The following is a 19,473-nucleotide window of genomic DNA, read 5'->3' as shown; positions in this document are numbered from 1 at the left end:
GCATGCGCAAGATCGCCGGAACGGTCGGACTCGTGGTCGTGCTGACCGCCTGCGGGGGCACGGTCAGCCCGTCCGCGGGGAGCGTCGCAGCCCCTGCGACCACCCCCACCACCACCCCGACCCCGACCCCGAGCCCCACGCCCACGCCGAAGATCACCGGCCCCAACGTCAGCGGCTGCTTCACCGAGCAGGACGGCAAGATCTTCACCCACGGCGAGAACGACCTGCCCGGCGTCATCACGGGCAGCGGCGAGGTGGGAGTGGTGATCACCTACGAGCGCAACGGCAACGTGTGCACCTGGCGCCCGCTCTCCGACCGCCTGGTCGCGGCCGGCTACCGCGTGCTCCTGTACGCCCGCGACAGCAGCAAGCCGCCGGAGGACGTGACCGTCGCCATGGCCAGACGGCTCGCCAAGGAGAAGGGCGTCAAACGGCTGTTCTTCGTGGGCGGCTCCATCGCCGCCACCACCGCCCCCCTGGCGGCCAGGAAGCTCGGCGGCAGGACGGCCGGCATCGTCGCCCTCTCAGGCGCGATCGACCCGCAGGACGCGGCGCGGATCACCGTCCCGCTGCTGCAGATCGGCACCGAGCACGACGGCTACGGCGGCGCCGAGGACCTCCAACCCGCCCACGACGCCGCCACCAAGGCCCCCGCCAACGAACTCATGATCGTCAAGGGGGAGAGCACCCACGCCTCGGGGCTGTTCCGGACCCCTCACGCCGCCGAGGCGCTCGACCGCATCCTGACGTTCATGAACCGGCACAAGGGCTGAGCTCGACCAGGTTGTCATGGTAGACGGCACCCCGGCCCAGGTCGGCGTCGCGCTCCTCGACGACCGCGTTGGGGTTCGCGCCGCCGGGGCTCAGCTTGGGCCAGCGCCCCTTCGGCGAGGCCACCACCCCGCGCGCCACCCGGTCGCTCACCTCGACGTCGGCCAGGAACTCCCCACCGGCGTTGTGCACCCGCACCCGCTGCCCGCTCACCAGCCCCCGCTCGGCGGCGTCGGCCGGGTTCACCAGCACCACCGGCTCCTTGGCCCGCCGCCGCAGCTCCGGGTTGTTGCCGAACGTGGTGTTGAGGAACACGTGCGACGCCGGCGTGATCAGCGTCAGCGGGTACGGCGAACGACCGGCCTCCCGCACGGACCGCGGCGCCACGTACGCCCTGCCCGGCGGCGGGAAGCGCAACCGGCCCGACGGCGTCGGGAAGCCCTCGGCGAACGGGGCGAACGGCCGCGGGTAATTCAGCCGCATCCAGCCCTCCTTGCGCAGCCGGTCCAGCGTGACGCCCTCCAGCGACGGGTGACCGCTCGTCAGCAACTGCTCCGCCAGCTCCAGGTCCGAGTCGTACAGCGACGGCTCGGTGAGGCCCATGTGCCGGGCCAGCCGGCGGAACGTCTCCGTGGTGGACAGGCACTCGCCGGGCGGCTCCACGGCCGGCTCGTTCCACTGCAGGTACAGGTGGCCGTACCCGGCGTGCAGGTCGGCGTGCTCGGTCTGCATGGTGGCCGGCAGCACGATGTCGGCGTAGTCCACCGTGTCCGTGGGGAAGTGCTCCATCACCACCGTGAACAGGTCCTCGCGGGCCAGCTCGCGCCTGATCGCGCCCGTGTCCGAGGTCGAGCCGACCGGGTTGGCGCCGTACACCCACAGGCACCGCACCGAGTCCAGCTCGGAGGCGAGCCTCGTCATGGTCAGCGTGCGCACCGGCTCGGCCAGCAGGTCGTCACGGGTGTCGATGTTCACATGGACGTGGCCGCTGGTGGAGTAGGCCACACCCCCGCCGGGGTGGCGCCAGTCGCCCGTCACGCCGGGGATCGCGGCGATCGTCCGCATCGCGGTGCCGCCGCCTTCGTGCCGCTGGATGCCCATCGTGGCGCGGATCGCCGTAGGGCGGGTGTGCGCCAGCCGCATCCCCAGGCTGTGGACGTCCGCCGCCGGGATGCCGGTGATCTCGGCGACCCGCTCCACCGGAAACCGCAGGATCTCCTCGCGGAAGCTCTCCCAGCCCTGCGTGTGCGCCGCCAGGAACTCCTCGTCCTGCGCCCCCTCCGCCAGCACCACGTTGAGCAGGCCCAGCGCGAGCGCCGCGTCCGTGCCCGGCCGGATCGCCAGATGCTGGTCGGCCTGGTCGGCCGTCCGCGTGCGGATCGGGTCGATGGCCACCACGTGGGCGCCGTTCGCCTTGGCGTCCTGCACGAATTTCCACAGGTGGTGGCCGCTGGTCAGCGTGTTCGTGCCCCACAGCAGGATCAGCCGGGACAGCGCGAAGTTCTCCGGGTCCATGCCGCCGGGGGTGCCGTTGGTCAGGCTCAGCCCGGTGCTGCCCGCCGCCGAGCAGATGTTCAGCCAGTGCTTCGACGCGCCCAGCACGTTCCAGAAACGCCGGCCCGCCACGCCCTCGCAGCCCTGGAGGTAGCCCAGCGAACCGGTGCCCTGGTACGGCCAGATCGCCGCACCGCCGTGCTCCTCGACGATGTTCCGCAGCCGCGCCGAGATCTCGTCGAGCGCCTCCTCCCAACTGATCCGCTCGAACCGCCCCGACCCTTTCGGACCGGTACGGCGCAGCGGATGGAGGATGCGATCCGCCGCCCGGGTGTGCTCCAGGTAGCGGTTGACCTTCACGCAGAGCGCGCCCCTGGTGTACGGATGGTCCGGGTTGCCACGCAGCTTCACGGCCCTGCCGTCCTCGACCGTCACGACCCACGAGCAGCCATCAGGGCAGTCCAGCGGGCAGGCTCCCAAAACGCTCAGTTCACCCGACATGAGGCACAGCCTATGTTCCGCCCCCCGGGCCCCCGGAAATTCGTCACGTCGCTGCGTCACGTGGAGGCTCGGCACACGGTAGAAAACGAAGGTGAAGGGCAGAAGCCCCACCGTGTAACCTGCGTCGCGACGCGGCGGCCGGAGCAGGCACAGGAGGCCAAAGATCGTACGGTCCGGCCGGAAAGGTGCAGAATCGCTGTCGGTGGCCGAAATCAGGGAACGTGACGACACGGGGGACCTCACGGAGAGGGATCCGACCGTGGCGGAAGCGCGCGCCGATCACGAGGTCTACGTCGTGGAGCCGCTGCTGCCCCAGCGCCTGCGCCGCCCCTCCGACCTGCTGCGCTTCCTGGCCACCCTGCTCGCGCTCGCCGGCGTGCTCGTGCTGGCCCTGGTGGCCAAGCAGACGCTCAACGGCCTGGAGAAGGACGTCACCGAGGGCGCGACCCGGCTGCCCGAGCTGCTGAGCCGCGTCGCGACGTTCCTGGGCGGCGCCGCGCTGCTCGTCGTGCCCGCCGCCTTCGCCGTGGAGCGCGTCTTCCACCGTGACGGGCTGCGGGTCGCCGAGGGCCTGGTGGCCGCCATCCTCGGCATGGTCCTGGCCTTCCTCCTCGGGCAGTGGACCGTCACGGCCGCCCCCGAGGACCTGCGCCTGCTGCTGACGGGCAACCGCGACATCGAGCCGATCAACACGCTGCTGACCTCCGTCATCGCCTACTCCACCGCCGTCCGCATCTCCCGGCGCCCCACCTGGCGCGCCCTGATGTGGGGCGTGATCGGGCTCTACGTCCTGGCCTTCTTCACCGGCTACCAGATCACCCTCGTCGGCGCCATGGTCACCGTGCTGATCGGCATGGCCATCGGCTACGGCACCCTGTACGGCGTCGGCAGCCCCAACACCCGGCCCCCGGGCAACGCGGTGCTCACCGCCCTGCGCAAGCTGTCGTTCTCGCCCGTCTCGGCCCGCCGCATCGACGACGACCACCAGGGCAGCCGCCGCTACGCCATCGGGCTCAAGGACGGCACCAGCCTCGACGTCACCGTCCTCGACCGCGACCGCCAGGTGGCCGGCCTGCCGTACCGGCTCTGGCGGCGCTTCCGCCTCAACTCCGAGACCCGGCGCCGCGCCATCAGGTCACTGCGGGCCGAGCTCGAACGTGAGGCCCTCATGGCCTACGCCGCCCAGGCGGCCGGAGCGAGCACCCCCCGGCTGCTCGGCACCAGCGAGATCGGCACCGAGGCCGCGCTGCTCGCCTACGAGCACCTCGACACCCGCCCGCTCGACGAGGTGCCCGACGCCGAGATCACCGACGACACGCTCGCCCAGATCTGGGAGCAGATCTCGCTGCTGCAGATCCAGCGTCTCGCGCACCGGCGGCTCACCGGCGAGGGCGTCCACCTCGACGCGGCCGGCCGGGTCGTGCTGACCGACGCCCGCAGCGGTGAGATCGCCGCCGGCGACCTGCTGCTCAGGCTCGACGTCGCCCAGCTCCTCACCTACCTCGCCCTGCGGGTCGGCGCCGAACGCTCGGTGCGCACCGCGGCCGCCGTCATGGGGCCCGACGCGCTGGCCGCCGCGCTGCCCCTGCTGCAGCGCATCGCGCTCACCCGCGAGACTCGCTCCGCGCTGGCAAAGGACAAGGGCCTGCTCGCCGCGCTGCGCGACCAGATCGTCGCGCTCAAGCCGCAGGGCAAGGTCGAGGAGATCCGGCTGGAGAGGTTCCGGCCGCGCACCCTCGTCACGATCATCGCCAGCGCGCTGGCCGCCTACTTCCTGCTGTCGCAGCTCAGCCGGGTCAACGTCGTGCAGGTCGTCACCACGGCCAACTGGGCGTGGTCGGGGCTCGCGCTGGTCGCCTCGTTCGTCAGCTTCGTGGCCGCCGCGCTGATGCTGCGCGGCTTCGTGCCCGAGCCGCTGCCGCTGTGGCGGACCGTGCTCGCGCAGTTCGCGGCCTCGTTCGTCAAGCTCGTGGCGCCCGCCGCGGTCGGCGGCGTCGCCATCAACACCCGCTACCTGCAAAAACGCGGCATCCACCCCGCGTCGGCGATGGCCAGCGTGGGCGCCTCGCAGCTCGTCATGCTGGTCTTCCACATCGCGCTGCTGCTGCTGTTCGCCTACATCACCGGCACCAACACCGCCACGTCCTTCACGCCGTCGCGCGGCCTCGGGGTGGCGCTGCTGGCCGTCGCCGTGCTGGTCGTCGCGCTGCTCGGCGTGCCGCGGCTGCGCCGGCTGGTCACCGACCGGATGCGGCGGCTGTTCTCCAACGTGCTGCCGCGGCTGCTCGACGTGCTCCAGTCGCCCGCCAAGATGATCGAGTCCTGCGTCGGGACCCTGATGATCACCCTGGCGTTCATCGTCTGCCTCGACGCCTGCGTGGGAGCCTTCGGCGGCGCGATGGGCTTCACCACCGTCGCCGTCGTCTACCTGACGGCCAACGCCATCGGCTCGGCCGCGCCCACCCCGGGCGGGCTGGGCGCGGTCGAGGCGTCGCTCACGCTGGGGCTCACCGTCGCCGGGCTGACGCCCGAGGTGGCCGCGTCGGCCGTGCTGCTCTACCGGCTGCTCACTTTCTGGCTGCCGGTGCTGCCCGGCTGGGCCGCGTTCACCTACCTGCAGCGCCACGAGGCTTTGTAGCCGTCACCCGCCGCGACGCTCCGTGATCTTGTCGATCGCCGCCAGCTCGTCCTCGGTGAACGCCGGCCCGTCCACGCAGGCCACGTTGTCCTCCAGCTGCCTGACGCTGCTCGCGCCGATCAGCACGCTCGTCACCCGCGGGTCGCGCAGCGTCCACAGCAGCGCCATCTGCGCCAGCGTCTGACCCCGGCCCCTGGCCACCTCGTCGAGGTCGCGGGCCAGCTCGCGGTCGATCTGGTCGGAGTTCAGGAACCTGCTCGTCGCCGCCCGCGAGTCGGCGGGCACGCCGTCGAGGTAGCGGTCGGTCAGCAACCCCTGCGCGAGCGGGGAGAAGACGATGCAGCCCATGCCCGCCTCCTCCAGGGTGTCGAGCAGCCCGCCCTCGATCCACCGGTTGATCATCGAGTAGGACGGCTGGTGGATGAGCAGCGGCGTGCCCAGCTCGCGCATGATCCGCGCCGCCTGGGCCGTCTGCTCGGGCGGGTAGTTGGAGACGCCCGCGTACAGCGCCTTGCCCGACCGCACCGCCCGGTCGAGGGCGCCCATCGTCTCCTCCAGCGGCGTGTCCGGGTCGAACCGGTGGCTGTAGAAGATGTCGACGTAGTCGAGCCCCATCCGCTCCAGCGACTGGTCGAGGCTGGCCAGGAGGTACTTGCGCGACCCCCACTCGCCGTACGGGCCGGGCCACATGTCGTAGCCGGCCTTGGTGGAGATGACCAGCTCGTCGCGGTAGGGGGCGAAGTCCTCGCGGAAGATCCGGCCGAGGTTGCGCTCGGCCGAGCCGTACGGCACGCCGTAGTTGTTGGCCAGGTCGAAGTGCGTGACACCCAGGTCGAACGCCCGGCGCAGGATGGCGCGGGAGTTGTCCAGCGGCCGGCTGTCGCCGAAGTTGTGCCACAGCCCCAGCGACACGGCCGGCAGCCGCAGGCCGCTGCGCCCGCTCCGGTTGTACGGCTGGCGCTCGTAGCGGCCGCCGTCGGGCTGGTAGGTCATGCCTTGCTTCCCCTCTCGATGATCCACGACAGCGCGAAGGCCTCCTCGCGCCAGGCGTCGTAGCGCCCGCTGCGGCCGCCGTGCCCGGCCCCCATCTCGGTCTTGAGCAGGAACGGGCCGCCCTCCGCCGTCGCCCGCAGCCGGGCGATCCACTTGGCGGGCTCGTGGTAGAGCACGCGCGTGTCGTTCAGGCTGGTGATCGCCAGGATCGGCGGGTACGCCCGGCCGTCGACGTTCTCGTACGGCGAGTAGCCCTTCATGTACGCGTACACGTCGGCGTTGTGCAGCGGGTCGCCCCACTCGTCCCACTCGATCACGGTCAGCGGCAGCGACGGGTCGAGGATCGTGTTGAGCGCGTCGACGAACGGCACCTCCGCCACGACGCCCGCGAACTCCTCCGGCGCCAGGTTGGTGACCGCGCCCATCAGCAGCCCACCCGCCGAACCGCCCCTGGCGACGATCCGCTCGCTCCAGCCGGCCTGCTTCAGGTGCCTGGCCGCGGCCACGAAGTCGGTGAAGGTGTTGCGCTTGCGGGTGAGCTTGCCCTCCTCGTACCACCGCCGGCCCATCTCGCCGCCGCCCCTGACGTGCGCCACGGCGAAGACGAATCCGCGGTCGAGCAGCGACAGTCGCGGCACCGAGAACCCCGGGTCGATCGAGGTCTCGTAGCTGCCGTAGCCGTACAGGACGGTCGGCGCGGGCATGGCGGTGTCCTTGCGCTTGACCAGGGAGATCGGCACCCGCGTGCCGTCCTCGGCGGTGGCCCACTCGCGGAACTGCTCGTAGTCGCCCGGATCGTAGCCGCCGAGCACCGGACGCTGCTTGAGCAGGATCAGCTCGCGGGTCGCCAGGTCGTAGTCGTAGACGCTCGGCGGCGTGATCATGCTGGTGTAGCTGAGCCTGAGCCGCTTGGTGGCGAACTCGGGGTTGCCCGCCGGGCTGACGTCGTAGAGCGGCTCGGGGAACTCGATCTCGTACGAGTCGGCGGCGCAGGCGGTCTCCACCCGTTCGCGCCAGCCGTCCGCCCCGGACCGCGCGTACGGGAGGATGCGGATGCCGGTCAGCCCCTCGCGCCGGAAGTGCACGACGGCGTGGCCGGCGAACGCGTCGATCTCCAGGAGCCTGGTGTCGTCGCGGTGCGCGATGAGCGGCGTCCACGTGCCCGGGTCGTCGAGCGGGGCGGTGGCCAGCTCGAAGTTCTCGGCGTTCTCGTTGTGCAGCACGTAGAAGAAGTCGCCCGCGTCCTCGACGCCGTACTCGACCCCGACCTTCCTCGGGCGCACGACCCTGAACTCGCCGGTCGGGTCGTTAGCGTCGAGGATGCGGATCTCACTGGTGATCTTGCTGCCCGCGCCCAGGACGAGGTAGCGCTCGCTGCGGGTGAGGCCGATGCCCACCCAGTAGCGTTCGTCGGACTCCTCGTACACGAGCACGTCGTCCTGGGTGCCGAGGAGGTGGCGGTGGACCTGGCAAGGGCGCCAGGCGTCGTCGACGCGCGTGTAGAAGAACGCCGAGCCGTCGGCGGACCAGGCGCCGCCGTAGAAGATGCCCTCGATCCGGTCGTCGAGCAGCTCGCCGGTCTCCAGGTTCTTGAAGCGCAGGGTGAAGCGCTCGTCGCCCTTGTAGTCGGTGGAGTAGGCGAGCATCCTGCCGTCGGGGGAGATCGCGCTGACGCCGACGGAGAAGAACGCGCTGTCGCCGGCCAGCTCGTTGCCGTCGAGGATGACCTGCTCACCGTCGAGGCGGCCGCCGGGCTCGATCTTCGGCGGGGTGTCGCCGTCGGCCGGCACGCGGCAGGAGACGGCGTACTGCTTGCCCTCCTCGGTGCGGGCGAAGTACCACCACGCGCCCTTGCGGCTCGGCACCGACAGGTCGGTCTCCTGGGTGCGGCCCTTGATCTCCTGGAAGACCTGCTCCTGCAGATCGGCGAGATGCGCGGTCTGCTGTTTGAGGAACGTGTTCTCCGCCTCCAGGTAGGCGATCGTGTCGGGATCTTCCTTGTCGGTGAGCCAGGCGTATTCGTCGACCACGGTGTCGCCGTGGTGTGTGCGCTCGGCCGGGACCTTCTTCGCCACTGGCGGCTTGATGCTGCTCACGTGTGGAGTCTATGGCGGTGGATTAGGGGCGGTCGTGATCCGACTGTGGCCTCGCGATGGGCGAACGGGTCTCGAGCAGTCGGGAGCGCTGCTAATCTTGTGGAGCCGACGCAGTGCGGCGCAACCCATCTCTCCCAAGCTGATGTGGCTGTGCTGTGCTCGGAGGCGCCGCCAAGATCGGTTCGCTGAACCGTCTGGAGGCTGGTAACTTGAAAGACGTCTCCGATTTCTTTCTTCCGGACCGGATCGAGTCAATTTGACACGAATCGGAAGGGCTGAAAGAATAAGAGCACGGAAAACGAAATGAACGCCTCCGAGCGAGGACCTGGAAGGGTTCGAGTAAGGAAGTACGCGTCCGTTTCTTGAGAACTCAACAGTGTGTTAAAAGCCAGTGCATGATGCACAACCCCGTCATTTCGGTGACGGATTCCTTTTATAGCTAGATCAGACCTTTTTTGGAGAGTTTGATCCTGGCTCAGGACGAACGCTGGCGGCGTGCTTAACACATGCAAGTCGAGCGGAAAGGCCCTTCGGGGTACTCGAGCGGCGAACGGGTGAGTAACACGTGAGTAACCTGCCCCTGACTCTGGGATAAGCCCGGGAAACTGGGTCTAATACCGGATACGACCGGCTCTCGCATGAGATGCTGGTGGAAAGTCTTTTCGGTTGGGGATGGACTCGCGGCCTATCAGCTTGTTGGTGGGGTAGTGGCCTACCAAGGCGACGACGGGTAGCCGGCCTGAGAGGGCGACCGGCCACACTGGGACTGAGACACGGCCCAGACTCCTACGGGAGGCAGCAGTGGGGAATATTGCGCAATGGGCGAAAGCCTGACGCAGCGACGCCGCGTGGGGGATGACGGCCTTCGGGTTGTAAACCTCTTTCAGCAGGGACGAAGTTGACGTGTACCTGCAGAAGAAGCGCCGGCTAACTACGTGCCAGCAGCCGCGGTAATACGTAGGGCGCAAGCGTTGTCCGGAATTATTGGGCGTAAAGAGCTCGTAGGTGGCTGGTCGCGTCTGCCGTGAAAGCCCGCAGCTTAACTGCGGGTCTGCGGTGGATACGGGCCGGCTAGAGGTAGGTAGGGGCAAGTGGAATTCCTGGTGTAGCGGTGAAATGCGCAGATATCAGGAGGAACACCGGTGGCGAAGGCGGCTTGCTGGGCCTTACCTGACGCTGAGGAGCGAAAGCGTGGGGAGCGAACAGGATTAGATACCCTGGTAGTCCACGCTGTAAACGTTGGGCGCTAGGTGTGGGGATCTTCCACGATCTCCGTGCCGGAGCTAACGCATTAAGCGCCCCGCCTGGGGAGTACGGCCGCAAGGCTAAAACTCAAAGGAATTGACGGGGGCCCGCACAAGCGGCGGAGCATGTTGCTTAATTCGACGCAACGCGAAGAACCTTACCAAGGTTTGACATCACCCGGAAAGCTTCAGAGATGGAGCCCTCTTCGGACTGGGTGACAGGTGGTGCATGGCTGTCGTCAGCTCGTGTCGTGAGATGTTGGGTTAAGTCCCGCAACGAGCGCAACCCTTGTTCCATGTTGCCAGCGGCGCCTTCGGGCGGCCGGGGACTCATGGGAGACTGCCGGGGTCAACTCGGAGGAAGGTGGGGATGACGTCAAGTCATCATGCCCCTTATGTCTTGGGCTGCAAACATGCTACAATGGCCGGTACAGAGGGCTGCTAAGCCGTGAGGCGGAGCGAATCCCTAAAAGCCGGTCTCAGTTCGGATTGGGGTCTGCAACTCGACCCCATGAAGTCGGAGTCGCTAGTAATCGCAGATCAGCAACGCTGCGGTGAATACGTTCCCGGGCCTTGTACACACCGCCCGTCACGTCACGAAAGTCGGCAACACCCGAAGCCCGTGGCCCAACCAGCTTGCTGGGGGGAGCGGTCGAAGGTGGGGCTGGCGATTGGGACGAAGTCGTAACAAGGTAGCCGTACCGGAAGGTGCGGCTGGATCACCTCCTTTCTAAGGAGCATCGGTCCTGTTCGTGAGAGCAGGGTCCAATGTCACGGTCATCGGCGAATGTCCGATGCGTGGCGGCTCATTAGTGGAGCACTGGCTAGTCAGCTGGACCGGGTTGCCGGGCCGTTAGTACCGCCCCTTCGGGGGAGTGGGAACGGGGTTTCGGGGGTTGGGTCTGGGTCTGAACACACTGTTGGGTCCTGAGGGAACGGACATGCGACGGGCCTGCTTCGGCGGGCTCGTGGTTTGTTGGTCCTCAGTCAGGGCCGGCCTCCTGTCATACCAGTCCAGTGTTTGCTGGGTGTTGGTGGTGGGGTGGGTTGGTCGCTGGTTGTTGTTTGAGATTTGCATAGTGGACGCGAGCATCTTTGTGGCCAAGTTTTTTAGGGCACACGGTGGATGCCTTGGCATCAGGAGCCGATGAAGGACGTGGGAGGCTGCGTTAAGCCTCGGGGAGTCGCCAACCAGACGTTGATCCGGGGATGTCCGAATGGGGAAACCTAGCACCAGTCATGTGGTGTTGCCTCCGCCTGAATGTATAGGGCGGTTGGTGGTAACGCGGGGAAGTGAAACATCTCAGTACCCGTAGGAAGAGAAAACAACAGTGATTCCGTGAGTAGTGGTGAGCGAAAGCGGATGAGGCTAAACCGGGCGTGTGTGATAGCCGGCAGGCGTTGCATGTTCGGGGTTGTGGGACCTCCTTTCAGTCTCTGCCGGGACTGTGAAGAGTGATAAATCTGTCTGATAGTTGAAGCCTCTGGGAAGGGGCGCCGTAGACCGTGAGAGCCGGGTAGGCGAAATCGGATGGACTCTTTGGGGTGTTCCCGAGTAGCACGGGGCTCGAGGAATCCTGTGTGAATCTGCCAGGACCACCTGGTAAGCCTAAATACTCCCTGATGACCGATAGTGCACGAGTACCGTGAGGGAAAGGTGAAAAGTGCCCCGGTGAGGGGTCGTGAAATAGTACCTGAAACCGTGTGCCTACAAGCCGTAGGAGCGTAGTCGTTCTTCGGAGCGGCTGTGATGTGACTGCGTGCCTTTTGAAGAATGAGCCTGCGAGTTATGGTGTGTGGCGAGGTTAACCCGTGTGGGGGAGCCGTAGCGAAAGCGAGTCTGAATAGGGCGTTTGAGTCGCATGCTGTAGACCCGAAGCGGAGTGATCTACGCATGGGCAGGTTGAAGCTCAGGTAAGACTGGGTGGAGGACCGAACCCACCAGGGTTGAAAACCTGGGGGATGACCTGTGTGTAGGGGTGAAAGGCCAATCAAACTCCGTGATAGCTGGTTCTCCCCGAAATGCATTTAGGTGCAGCGTTGCGTGTTTCTTGCCGGAGGTAGAGCACTGGATGGCCGATGGGCCCGACAAGGTTACTGACGTCAGCCAAACTCCGAATGCCGGTAAGTGAGAGCGTGGCAGTGAGACTGCGGGGGATAAGCTTCGTAGTCGAGAGGGAAACAGCCCAGATCACCGACTAAGGCCCCTAAGCGTGTGCTAAGTGGGAAAGGATGTGGAGTCGCAGAGACAACCAGGAGGTTGGCTTAGAAGCAGCCACCCTTGAAAGAGTGCGTAATAGCTCACTGGTCAAGTGATTCCGCGCCGACAATGTAGCGGGGCTCAAGTACACCGCCGAAGTCGTGGCACTGACAGGTTTTTGGATCTGTTGGTGGGTAGGGGAGCGTCGTGCATCCGGTGAAGCCGCCGAGTGATCGAGTGGTGGAGGGTGTGCGAGTGAGAATGCAGGCATGAGTAGCGAATCGAGGGTGAGAAACCCTCGCGCCGGATGACCAAGGGTTCCTGGGGCAGGCTAATCCGCCCAGGGTAAGTCGGGACCTAAGGCGAGGCCGACAGGCGTAGTCGATGGACAACGGGTTGATATTCCCGTACCCGCTTCAACGCGCCCATATTGAACCTCGTGATGCTAAGAGTCCTTAAGTCAGCTGCTTCTTCGGAAGCGGTGTTAGGCTGAACGCTCGATCCGATCGGGTAGTAGGTAAGCGATGGGGTGACGCAGGAAGGTAGTCCAGCCCAGGCGATGGTTGTCCTGGGGTAAGCATGTAGGGAGCGAGGTAGGCAAATCCGCCTCGTGGATATCCTGAGATGTGATGCCGAGCCGATTGTGGCGAAGTGGATGATCCTATGCTGCCGAGAAAAGCCTCTAGCGAGTGTTGTGGCGGCCCGTACCCTAAACCGACTCAGGTGGTCAGGTAGAGAATACTAAGGCGATCGGGTGAACTGTGGTTAAGGAACTCGGCAAATTGCCCCCGTAACTTCGGGAGAAGGGGGACCTCTGCTGGTGATAGGCCTTGCGCTTGGAGCTGGTGGGGGTCGCAGTGGCCAGGGGGAAGCGACTGTTTACTAAAAACACAGGTCCGTGCGAAGTCGTAAGACGATGTATACGGACTGACGCCTGCCCGGTGCCGGAACGTTAAGGGGACCGCTTAGCTGACTTCGGTTGGCGAAGGTGAGAACTTAAGCGCCGGTAAACGGCGGTGGTAACTATAACCATCCTAAGGTAGCGAAATTCCTTGTCGGGTAAGTTCCGACCTGCACGAATGGCGTAACGACTTCCCCGCTGTCTCAACCGCAGACCCGGCGAAATTGCATTACGAGTAAAGATGCTCGTTACGCGCAGCAGGACGGAAAGACCCCGGGACCTTCACTACAGCTTGACATTGGCGTTTGGAGCGTCTTGTGTAGGATAGGTGGGAGACTGGGAAGCTCGGACGCTAGTTCGGGTGGAGTCATTGGTGAAATACCACTCTGGTCGTTTTGAACGTCTAACTCTGGTCCGTGATCCGGATCGGGGACAGTGTCTGGTGGGTAGTTTAACTGGGGCGGTTGCCTCCTAAAGGGTAACGGAGGCGCCCAAAGGTTCCCTCAGCCTGGTTGGTAATCAGGTGTTGAGTGTAAGTGCACAAGGGAGCTTGACTGTGAGACTGACGGGTCGAGCAGGAGCGAAAGCTGGGACTAGTGATCCGGCATCGGCGTGTGGAAGCGGTGTCGCTCAACGGCTAAAAGGTACCCCGGGGATAACAGGCTGATCTTCCCCAAGAGTCCATATCGACGGGATGGTTTGGCACCTCGATGTCGGCTCGTCGCATCCTGGGGCTGGAGTAGGTCCCAAGGGTTGGGCTGTTCGCCCATTAAAGCGGTACGCGAGCTGGGTTTAGAACGTCGCGAGACAGTTCGGTCCCTATCCGCTGCGCGCGCAGGAGACTTGAAAGGGGCTGTCCCTAGTACGAGAGGACCGGGACGGACGAACCTCTGGTGTGCCAGTTGTACCGCCAGGTGCACGGCTGGTTGGCTACGTTCGGAAGGGATAACCGCTGAAAGCATCTAAGCGGGAAGCTCGCCTTGAGATGAGGTCTCCCACCACGTGAGTGGGTAAGGCTCCCGGTAGACGACCGGGTTGATAGGCCGGAGGTGGAAGCACGGTAACGTGTGGAGCTGACCGGTACTAATAGGCCGAGGACTTGACCACAAGGTTTTTGCTTGCGTCCACTAGGCAATTCTGAGACAGCAAACAGTTGTGTTTGTGTGGTCTCGTGGGGTTACGGCGGTTATGGCGGGAAGGAAACACCCGGTTACATTCCGAACCCGGAAGTTAAGCTTCTCAGCGCCGATGGTACTGCACTCGGGAGGGTGTGGGAGAGTAGGTCACCGCCGGACAATTTTTGATTAGGGGGTCTCACCTTCGGGTGGGGCCCCTTTTTCGTATGCCCGGAGACTCCCGTAAGAGGGCGCGAGCAATTGACGTCCCGCTGTCCACCTGACAGCCAGGGCTGACGGCGATGCCGTGTGCCCGACGCCGTCGAACAGGGTCACCCCGGGCCAGTCACACTCTCGGGGTGACCGGCCCATCACGCTAGATGCCCCGGGTCTGGTATGCGCAGCCCGGGTCGGAGGAGGCGCTCGTGTCGAACCGCGCACCGAACCTCACGAACACCTTGTGCGGCTTCGGCCTGGTCACCCAGATGTTCCGCGAGCCCGTCTTGCCGCCCGTGTAGTTGAAGGCTTTGAACACGAAGTCCGGCTGAGCGTCCTGCATGAAGTAGAAGCGGACGGTGTTCTTGCTGCCGACATTGCCGGTGATTCGCCAGGACAGCTGGTTGAACAGGTGCTGTGTCCCGGTCGTCCGGTAGCGCGCGCTGATCTCGATGCCGAAGTTGCCGCTCTTGCAGCGTGCGATGAGGTACTGGTCGGCGGATGCCATGGCAGGCGTCGCCGTGATCGACGTGGCCAGGCCCAGGGCGGCGACTACAGCCACGTTGCGCAGGATCTTCATGGTGTCCCTCCCGTAGGTCGTGATCACCATTCTTGGACGCGGCAGTATGCCGAAGGTATGTCGGACCCGCGTGCCATGCTGTGCCCGTGATGGTCGTCTTCGATGCCGAGCTGTGGATCTGGGATGCTCGACGGGCTGACAGCTGGACCTTCGTCAGCCTGCCCGTCGAGGAGTCCGAGGCGATTCAGGACATGACCGGCGGATCGCGGCGTGGGTTCGGTTCGTTGCGGGTGCGGGTCACGATCGGCGGGAGCAGCTGGAAGACCTCCATCTTCCCGGACAAGCGGCGCGGTTGCTACGCGCTGCCGATCAAGCGGACTGTGCGCGAGGCCGAAGGGCTCGGCGCGGGTGACGTGGCGAGCGTGACCGTCGAGCTCCTCGACGTCTGACCGGCCCGCCGGCGCCGTGCTCCCGGGCACCACTAGGCTGATGGACAGCTCCATGCGGGGGGGAGCCGGGCTGGTCCTGTGCTCCGGCGGCGCTTTGGCGTGCCGTCGACGGATCCTTCAACCCGCTCAAGACGGCCGGTCGGCTGCGTTGCTCGGCGGTCGCCGGGCGATCGTGATCGTGCAGGCCGGCCTCGTCCTTCTGAACGCAGAAGACGGCCGTTGATCAAGATGGAAAAGACTCTTTGGACCGGGGTTCGGGAACGACCGACGACGCGGGTGAACCGCCGACCACCGTCACGCTCCGGAGCCGGAGTCCGATCACGCAAGGTGTTCACGGGACAGCGCAGCCGGGTCACATGCGAAGACCCACGAGACCCGGCGCCTGCTGATCGGTCTACTCCCGCAGCCGCGCCACTCAGCGTCTCATGTCCCCGCCTGGTCATGTTGGCACCGTCGGCGACAAGCCCAAGCCCACCGCTCCTGCTGTCGAAGACGCGGCCACACCACCATATGAGTGCCGTTGCAGTAGTAAGCGCCGGACCGCCGACACGGACGGTGACGAGCGTGCCAGCGGCCACGCGTGCCATGTCGGCGGCAGGAGAGTGCAGCCCGGGACTATGCGTCGCGAAGGGGGACGGCTTGATGGACGATGACGCCGGCGGCGAGGCACACGGCTCCAGCGACCGCCATTCCGGATGAGGGACCTAGAGCCGCCATCACCCCGGTGGCAGCCGCCAGGGTGAGCGTTTCCAAGCTCATCCGCGTCGTGCTGAACAGCGCGGCGCCCGCCCCTCCGCGCTGGGAGGGCACGTACTTGAGTGCTTGTCCGTCTGGGACGCCTTCGGTCAGCCCAAGACACAGCCCGATGACCCCGGCCGCGCCGAGAAGAGCGGCAGGTTGGTCGGTGACTTGCAGGATGAGCGCGGTGACGGCGCAGGCGAACAGGGCGGTTGTCACCAGCGGCCGTGCCCGTCGGCGCGCGAGCCGCGCGGCAAGAAGCGGTAGGACCGTTGACGGCACGGTCAGCAGGCTGAGCATGACCGCTGCCTCGCCTGGACCCATGCTCTGGGCAGAGCCAAGCTGCGGGAGCGCGGCCAACCCCACCACGAGCATCCCCATGAAGGCACCCGTCGCCACGGCGTACGCGCGATAGGCGGGGATCCGCAACAGGTCCACGGGGATCGCGGGATCAGATGCACGCCGTTCCACGCGGACGAGCCCCGTGGCGCCGGCTGCCGCGACGAGGACGAGTACTCCCGGCCCCCACCACGGGACTCCGACCCCAAGGCCCAGCCCGAGTGCGGTCACCGCGGCGGCGATGGTCACCCCGAAGAGGACAGCGCCGGCAAGGTCGAAGTTGTCGGGCACCTCGGGACTGCGAAGACCCGGAAGCCCGAGCGTGGCCAAGGCCGCGAGGCCGGCAACAGCCGCCGGCGCGACGAAGACCAGGGGCCAGCCTCCGATGGCCATGAGGGTCTGGGCAACGACCGGGCCCAGTGCCAGACTGCTGCCCAGCACGGCGCCCGCGTAGCCGTACACCCGACGCCGTTCGTCCGGCGGGTACACAGCCAAGATCATCGATGATCCACCGGCGGCGCACATGGCCGCCCCGACGCCGGCGACCACGCGGAGGGCTACCAGAGACATCAGGTCTGGAGCGAGGGCGGACAAGACCCCGGTGACTGCGACAACGATGTTGCCGATGGCGAAGAACCGGGTCCGGGCGGTGCGGTCCGCTGTCGCCCCCGCCAGCAGTAGGGCTGCAGCGAAGAGCCCGTTGTAGGCGAGGACGATCCACGGACCCAGGGCGCCCGCACCGGGCAGTTGCGCGGTCACATCGGGGACGATTGCTGTCGCGCCGGTGATTGCGAGCGGGAACACCGCGGTCGAGATGAGGTCAGCGACAAGGACACGCCGACGTTGGCGACGAGACAAGGCGAACATGGATGCGCTCCGGAGCAAGGGAAATCCGAGCGCCACATAGGCGCTCCTGGCCCAGGGTCAGGAGCGACGGCGAGAACTGAGGTTTTGCGCCGCCGCTCTCAGCGACGGCGCACCTTGTCTGTCTTCGGCACGAGCACACGCTAGCAGCACCCTCGAGCGAGGCCCGCTGAGGTTCTGCCCCAAGCCACGTCCCCATCCCATGCAGAACCTGATGCGGGTTCGGCCGCAGATCACGTCACGTTCGGAGCCGGGACCCGATCACCAGGGTGATCACACGACTGCACCGGCCCGGTCACAGGGGCAGCCAGCGCTTCCTGGCCGTGATGGGGGCGACGGCGCCTTCGCCGATGGCGGCGGCCCGGCATGAGCGTGGTTGACGGACTTCTGGTCGCAGGACAGGCGGCACGGTCGGTGCGGGTTTCGCTTGAGGGAGGCGAGGACGGTGTCGTCGGCACCCTGGTAGCCTCGCCGCCGCCGACCGTTCGCCGCCCCTGTCTTCCTGCGGCGCTGGGCGGGGGTCGGAGCGGTCGCGGGGCCCGGCGGCGGGACCCACGCCAGCCGGGCGGCTACACCCTCTGTCTGAGCGCGCGTAAGCAGAACTGTGGCGGGCCAAAGGCAGCAGGAGGAGCCGCAGCTGGACAGTGCCCGATCCCGTCACGCACCCTGGCTCTCGCGGAGCCCGTGCCGTTGCAGCGGGGTGGTGGTGTGGGGCGGACGCTGTCAGGTGGTGGGGTCCGGGCTCTCGCGGAGGCCGTGCTCTCGTTTGCCCTCGGCGCTCGTGGGGTCGCCGTCTCAGTGGTGCTCCCGATCCTGCGCGGCGGGCCCGTCTGCGATCGGGCACCGCTAGATGTACAGCTCGCCGGAGAGGACCGTCACCGCGTGGCCCGCCAGGTGGACCCGGTCGCCGGCGGCAGTGACGCGGACCAGGCCGCCCCTGGCGGACAGTTGCGCACCCACCAGTTCGGTGCGGCCGAGGCGCTGGGACCAGTAAGGGGCCAGGGCGCAGTGCGCCGAGCCTGTCACCGGATCCTCGGGGACGCCGACGTTCGGGGCGAAGAAGCGGGAGACGAAGTCGTGGCCCTCCGTCGTGGCCGCGGCCGTCACGATGACGCCCCGCGCGTCGACCGCGCCCAGTGCCTGGATGTCCGGGCTGAGGGAGCGCACCTCGTCCTCCGACCGCAGCTCCACCAGCAGGTCGAGGGTGCTTCGGCCCACGCTCACGGGGGTGGCGCCGAGCGCTTTTTCCAGTCCGGGTGGAACTGTGGTGGGTGTCACTTCCTTGGCCGGAAAATCCATAGTGATCATGCCGTCGGCGGCTCGATTCACCCTGAGCGTTCCGCTGGCGGTCAGGAAATCGAGCTGACCGGTCGCCGCGCCCGTCGAATAGAGAACGTGGGCGGTGGCCAGCGTCGCGTGGCCACAGAGCGAGACCTCGACCGCCGGAGTGAACCAGCGCAGCGTTTCGCCGAGCAGGAACGCGGTCTCCGACAGGCCCATCTCGGTGGCCACCGCCTGCATCCATGAGTCGGGTGCCGGAGACTCCAGCAGGCAGACGCCGGCCGGATTACCCTTGAACGGACTGTCGGTGAAGGCGTCTACAGTGAACACGCGCATGACTCGATGCTATCTGGGGAGACAGTTATCCAGATGAAAGCAGACTGCAAGCCGTACAAAATGGAATTAGTCGTGGGCGTGTCGCATGGCGAACACGGAATCGTCGGTTACCGTCCAATGTGTAGGGACGTGCCGATTACGGTGAGTTCCTGAGGAAAGGACAAGCCGATGGGGGCAGTGCGCAAGGTGGCGGGCTACCTTGGCCTGGGCGGGATCGATCATTACGACGACCACTACGACGACGAGCAGTACGAAGAAGAGTACATGCCGGCGTCGGAGCGGGCCGCGAGGAGGTGGCGGGCGACCGTTGACTCGTCACGGATCGTGATGGTGCAGCCGCTCAAGTACAACGACGCGCCGATGATCGGGCAGCACTTCCGTGACGGCCAGACGGTGATCATGGATGTGACGGGCATGCCGATGCCGGAGGCGACCAGGATGGTCGACTTCGCGGCAGGTCTGGCGTACGGGTGCGAAGGGCGGATCGAGCGCATCGCCGACCGCGTCTTCCTGCTCGCGCCGGCCCACGTAGAGATCGAGACCACCTAGGCCGCGCGCGAGGCCGAGGAGCCGGTCGAGAGCTCTGGTCCGTCGCATGCTTGCGACGGGCCGATCCAGGCGAGCCATGCCGTATGAGCTGCGGCGGACCGGTCCACCTCCTCGGCCGGACGAGCGCGGCCGTTTCGGTCGTACCCTCCGGACGAGGGTGCGGCCTTACCGGTCGTGGACCGAGGGGCCAGTCGGGGCCGGCCTCGCGGTCACGCTCACCGGTCGTGC

At 66.5% G+C, this 19,473-nt stretch carries 10 protein-coding genes and 3 rRNA genes; 7 read left to right on the top strand and 6 right to left on the bottom strand.

Going from position 1 to position 19,473, the window contains the following annotated elements; all coding sequences use genetic code 11:
- Nucleotides 1-2: 2 nt before the first annotated feature.
- On the top strand, nucleotides 3-773 hold the full coding sequence (locus FHU36_RS09510) for an alpha/beta fold hydrolase (RefSeq protein ID WP_185083367.1): 771 nt from the start codon (nucleotides 3-5) through the stop codon (nucleotides 771-773).
- Here the strand turns inward: FHU36_RS09510 and FHU36_RS09505 are convergent.
- On the bottom strand, nucleotides 751-2,766 hold the full coding sequence (locus tag FHU36_RS09505) for a molybdopterin-containing oxidoreductase family protein (protein ID WP_185083366.1): 2,016 nt from the start codon (nucleotides 2,764-2,766) through the stop codon (nucleotides 751-753). The two genes, FHU36_RS09510 and FHU36_RS09505, sit on opposite strands and share 23 nt — an antisense overlap.
- A gap of 259 nt (nucleotides 2,767-3,025) precedes the next feature.
- On the opposite strand from FHU36_RS09505, the gene FHU36_RS09500 reads away from it, so the two are divergent.
- Nucleotides 3,026-5,404, top strand: a complete 2,379-nt coding sequence (locus FHU36_RS09500) for a lysylphosphatidylglycerol synthase transmembrane domain-containing protein (protein WP_185083365.1) — start codon at nucleotides 3,026-3,028, stop codon at nucleotides 5,402-5,404.
- Between the two features lie 3 nt (nucleotides 5,405-5,407).
- Here the strand turns inward: FHU36_RS09500 and mgrA are convergent, their stop codons facing one another.
- Together mgrA and FHU36_RS46275 are read right to left on the bottom strand one after the other, a co-directional pair.
- Entirely contained in the window at nucleotides 5,408-6,397 is a 990-nt protein-coding gene (gene mgrA, locus FHU36_RS09495; RefSeq protein ID WP_185083364.1) for an L-glyceraldehyde 3-phosphate reductase, read from the bottom strand.
- Nucleotides 6,394-8,493 carry a S9 family peptidase gene (locus tag FHU36_RS46275; protein WP_185083363.1) on the bottom strand — a complete coding sequence of 700 codons (2,100 nt, stop codon included), beginning with the start codon at nucleotides 8,491-8,493 and terminating at the stop codon, nucleotides 6,394-6,396. The genes mgrA and FHU36_RS46275 overlap by 4 nt, the downstream gene beginning before the upstream one ends.
- Nucleotides 8,494-8,945: 452 nt before the next feature.
- On the opposite strand from FHU36_RS46275, the gene FHU36_RS09485 reads away from it, so the two are divergent.
- The 3 genes from FHU36_RS09485 (at nucleotide 8,946) to rrf (ending at nucleotide 14,133) form a co-directional block, all read left to right on the top strand.
- Nucleotides 8,946-10,467, top strand: a 16S ribosomal RNA gene (locus tag FHU36_RS09485).
- A gap of 369 nt (nucleotides 10,468-10,836) precedes the next feature.
- A 23S ribosomal RNA gene (locus FHU36_RS09480) occupies nucleotides 10,837-13,945 on the top strand.
- Between the two features lie 71 nt (nucleotides 13,946-14,016).
- Nucleotides 14,017-14,133 (top strand): 5S ribosomal RNA (rrf, locus tag FHU36_RS09475).
- The 16S, 23S and 5S rRNA genes sit together here, the layout of an rRNA operon.
- 196 nt (nucleotides 14,134-14,329) lie before the next feature.
- On the opposite strand, the gene FHU36_RS09470 is transcribed toward rrf, so the two are convergent.
- Entirely contained in the window at nucleotides 14,330-14,749 is a 420-nt protein-coding gene (locus FHU36_RS09470; RefSeq protein WP_185083362.1) for a hypothetical protein, read from the bottom strand.
- An 89-nt stretch (nucleotides 14,750-14,838) separates the two neighbouring features.
- On the opposite strand from FHU36_RS09470, the gene FHU36_RS09465 reads away from it, so the two are divergent.
- A complete protein-coding gene (locus FHU36_RS09465) occupies nucleotides 14,839-15,138 on the top strand; it encodes a DUF1905 domain-containing protein (protein WP_246502303.1) in 300 nt (99 codons plus the stop codon).
- Nucleotides 15,139-15,753: 615 nt separating this feature from the next.
- On the opposite strand, the gene FHU36_RS09460 is transcribed toward FHU36_RS09465, so the two are convergent.
- Together FHU36_RS09460 and FHU36_RS09455 are read right to left on the bottom strand one after the other, a co-directional pair.
- Nucleotides 15,754-17,118 carry an MFS transporter gene (locus FHU36_RS09460; RefSeq protein WP_312891510.1) on the bottom strand — a complete coding sequence of 455 codons (1,365 nt, stop codon included), beginning with the start codon at nucleotides 17,116-17,118 and terminating at the stop codon, nucleotides 15,754-15,756.
- Between the two features lie 807 nt (nucleotides 17,119-17,925).
- Nucleotides 17,926-18,696, bottom strand: coding sequence for a PhzF family protein (locus FHU36_RS09455; RefSeq protein ID WP_185083360.1), 771 nt, complete (start codon nucleotides 18,694-18,696; stop codon nucleotides 17,926-17,928).
- A gap of 168 nt (nucleotides 18,697-18,864) precedes the next feature.
- Here FHU36_RS09455 and FHU36_RS09450 point away from each other — a divergent pair, with 168 nt between their 5' ends.
- Nucleotides 18,865-19,245, top strand: a complete 381-nt coding sequence (locus FHU36_RS09450) for a cell division protein SepF (protein ID WP_185083359.1) — start codon at nucleotides 18,865-18,867, stop codon at nucleotides 19,243-19,245.
- The last annotated feature ends 228 nt before the right edge of the window (nucleotides 19,246-19,473 follow it).

It is taken from the genome of Nonomuraea muscovyensis, assembly GCF_014207745.1.
Lineage (GTDB): Bacteria > Actinomycetota > Actinomycetes > Streptosporangiales > Streptosporangiaceae > Nonomuraea > Nonomuraea muscovyensis.
The sequence above is the reverse complement of the archived record's forward strand: the minus strand, read 5'-3'. Positions and strand labels throughout refer to the sequence as shown.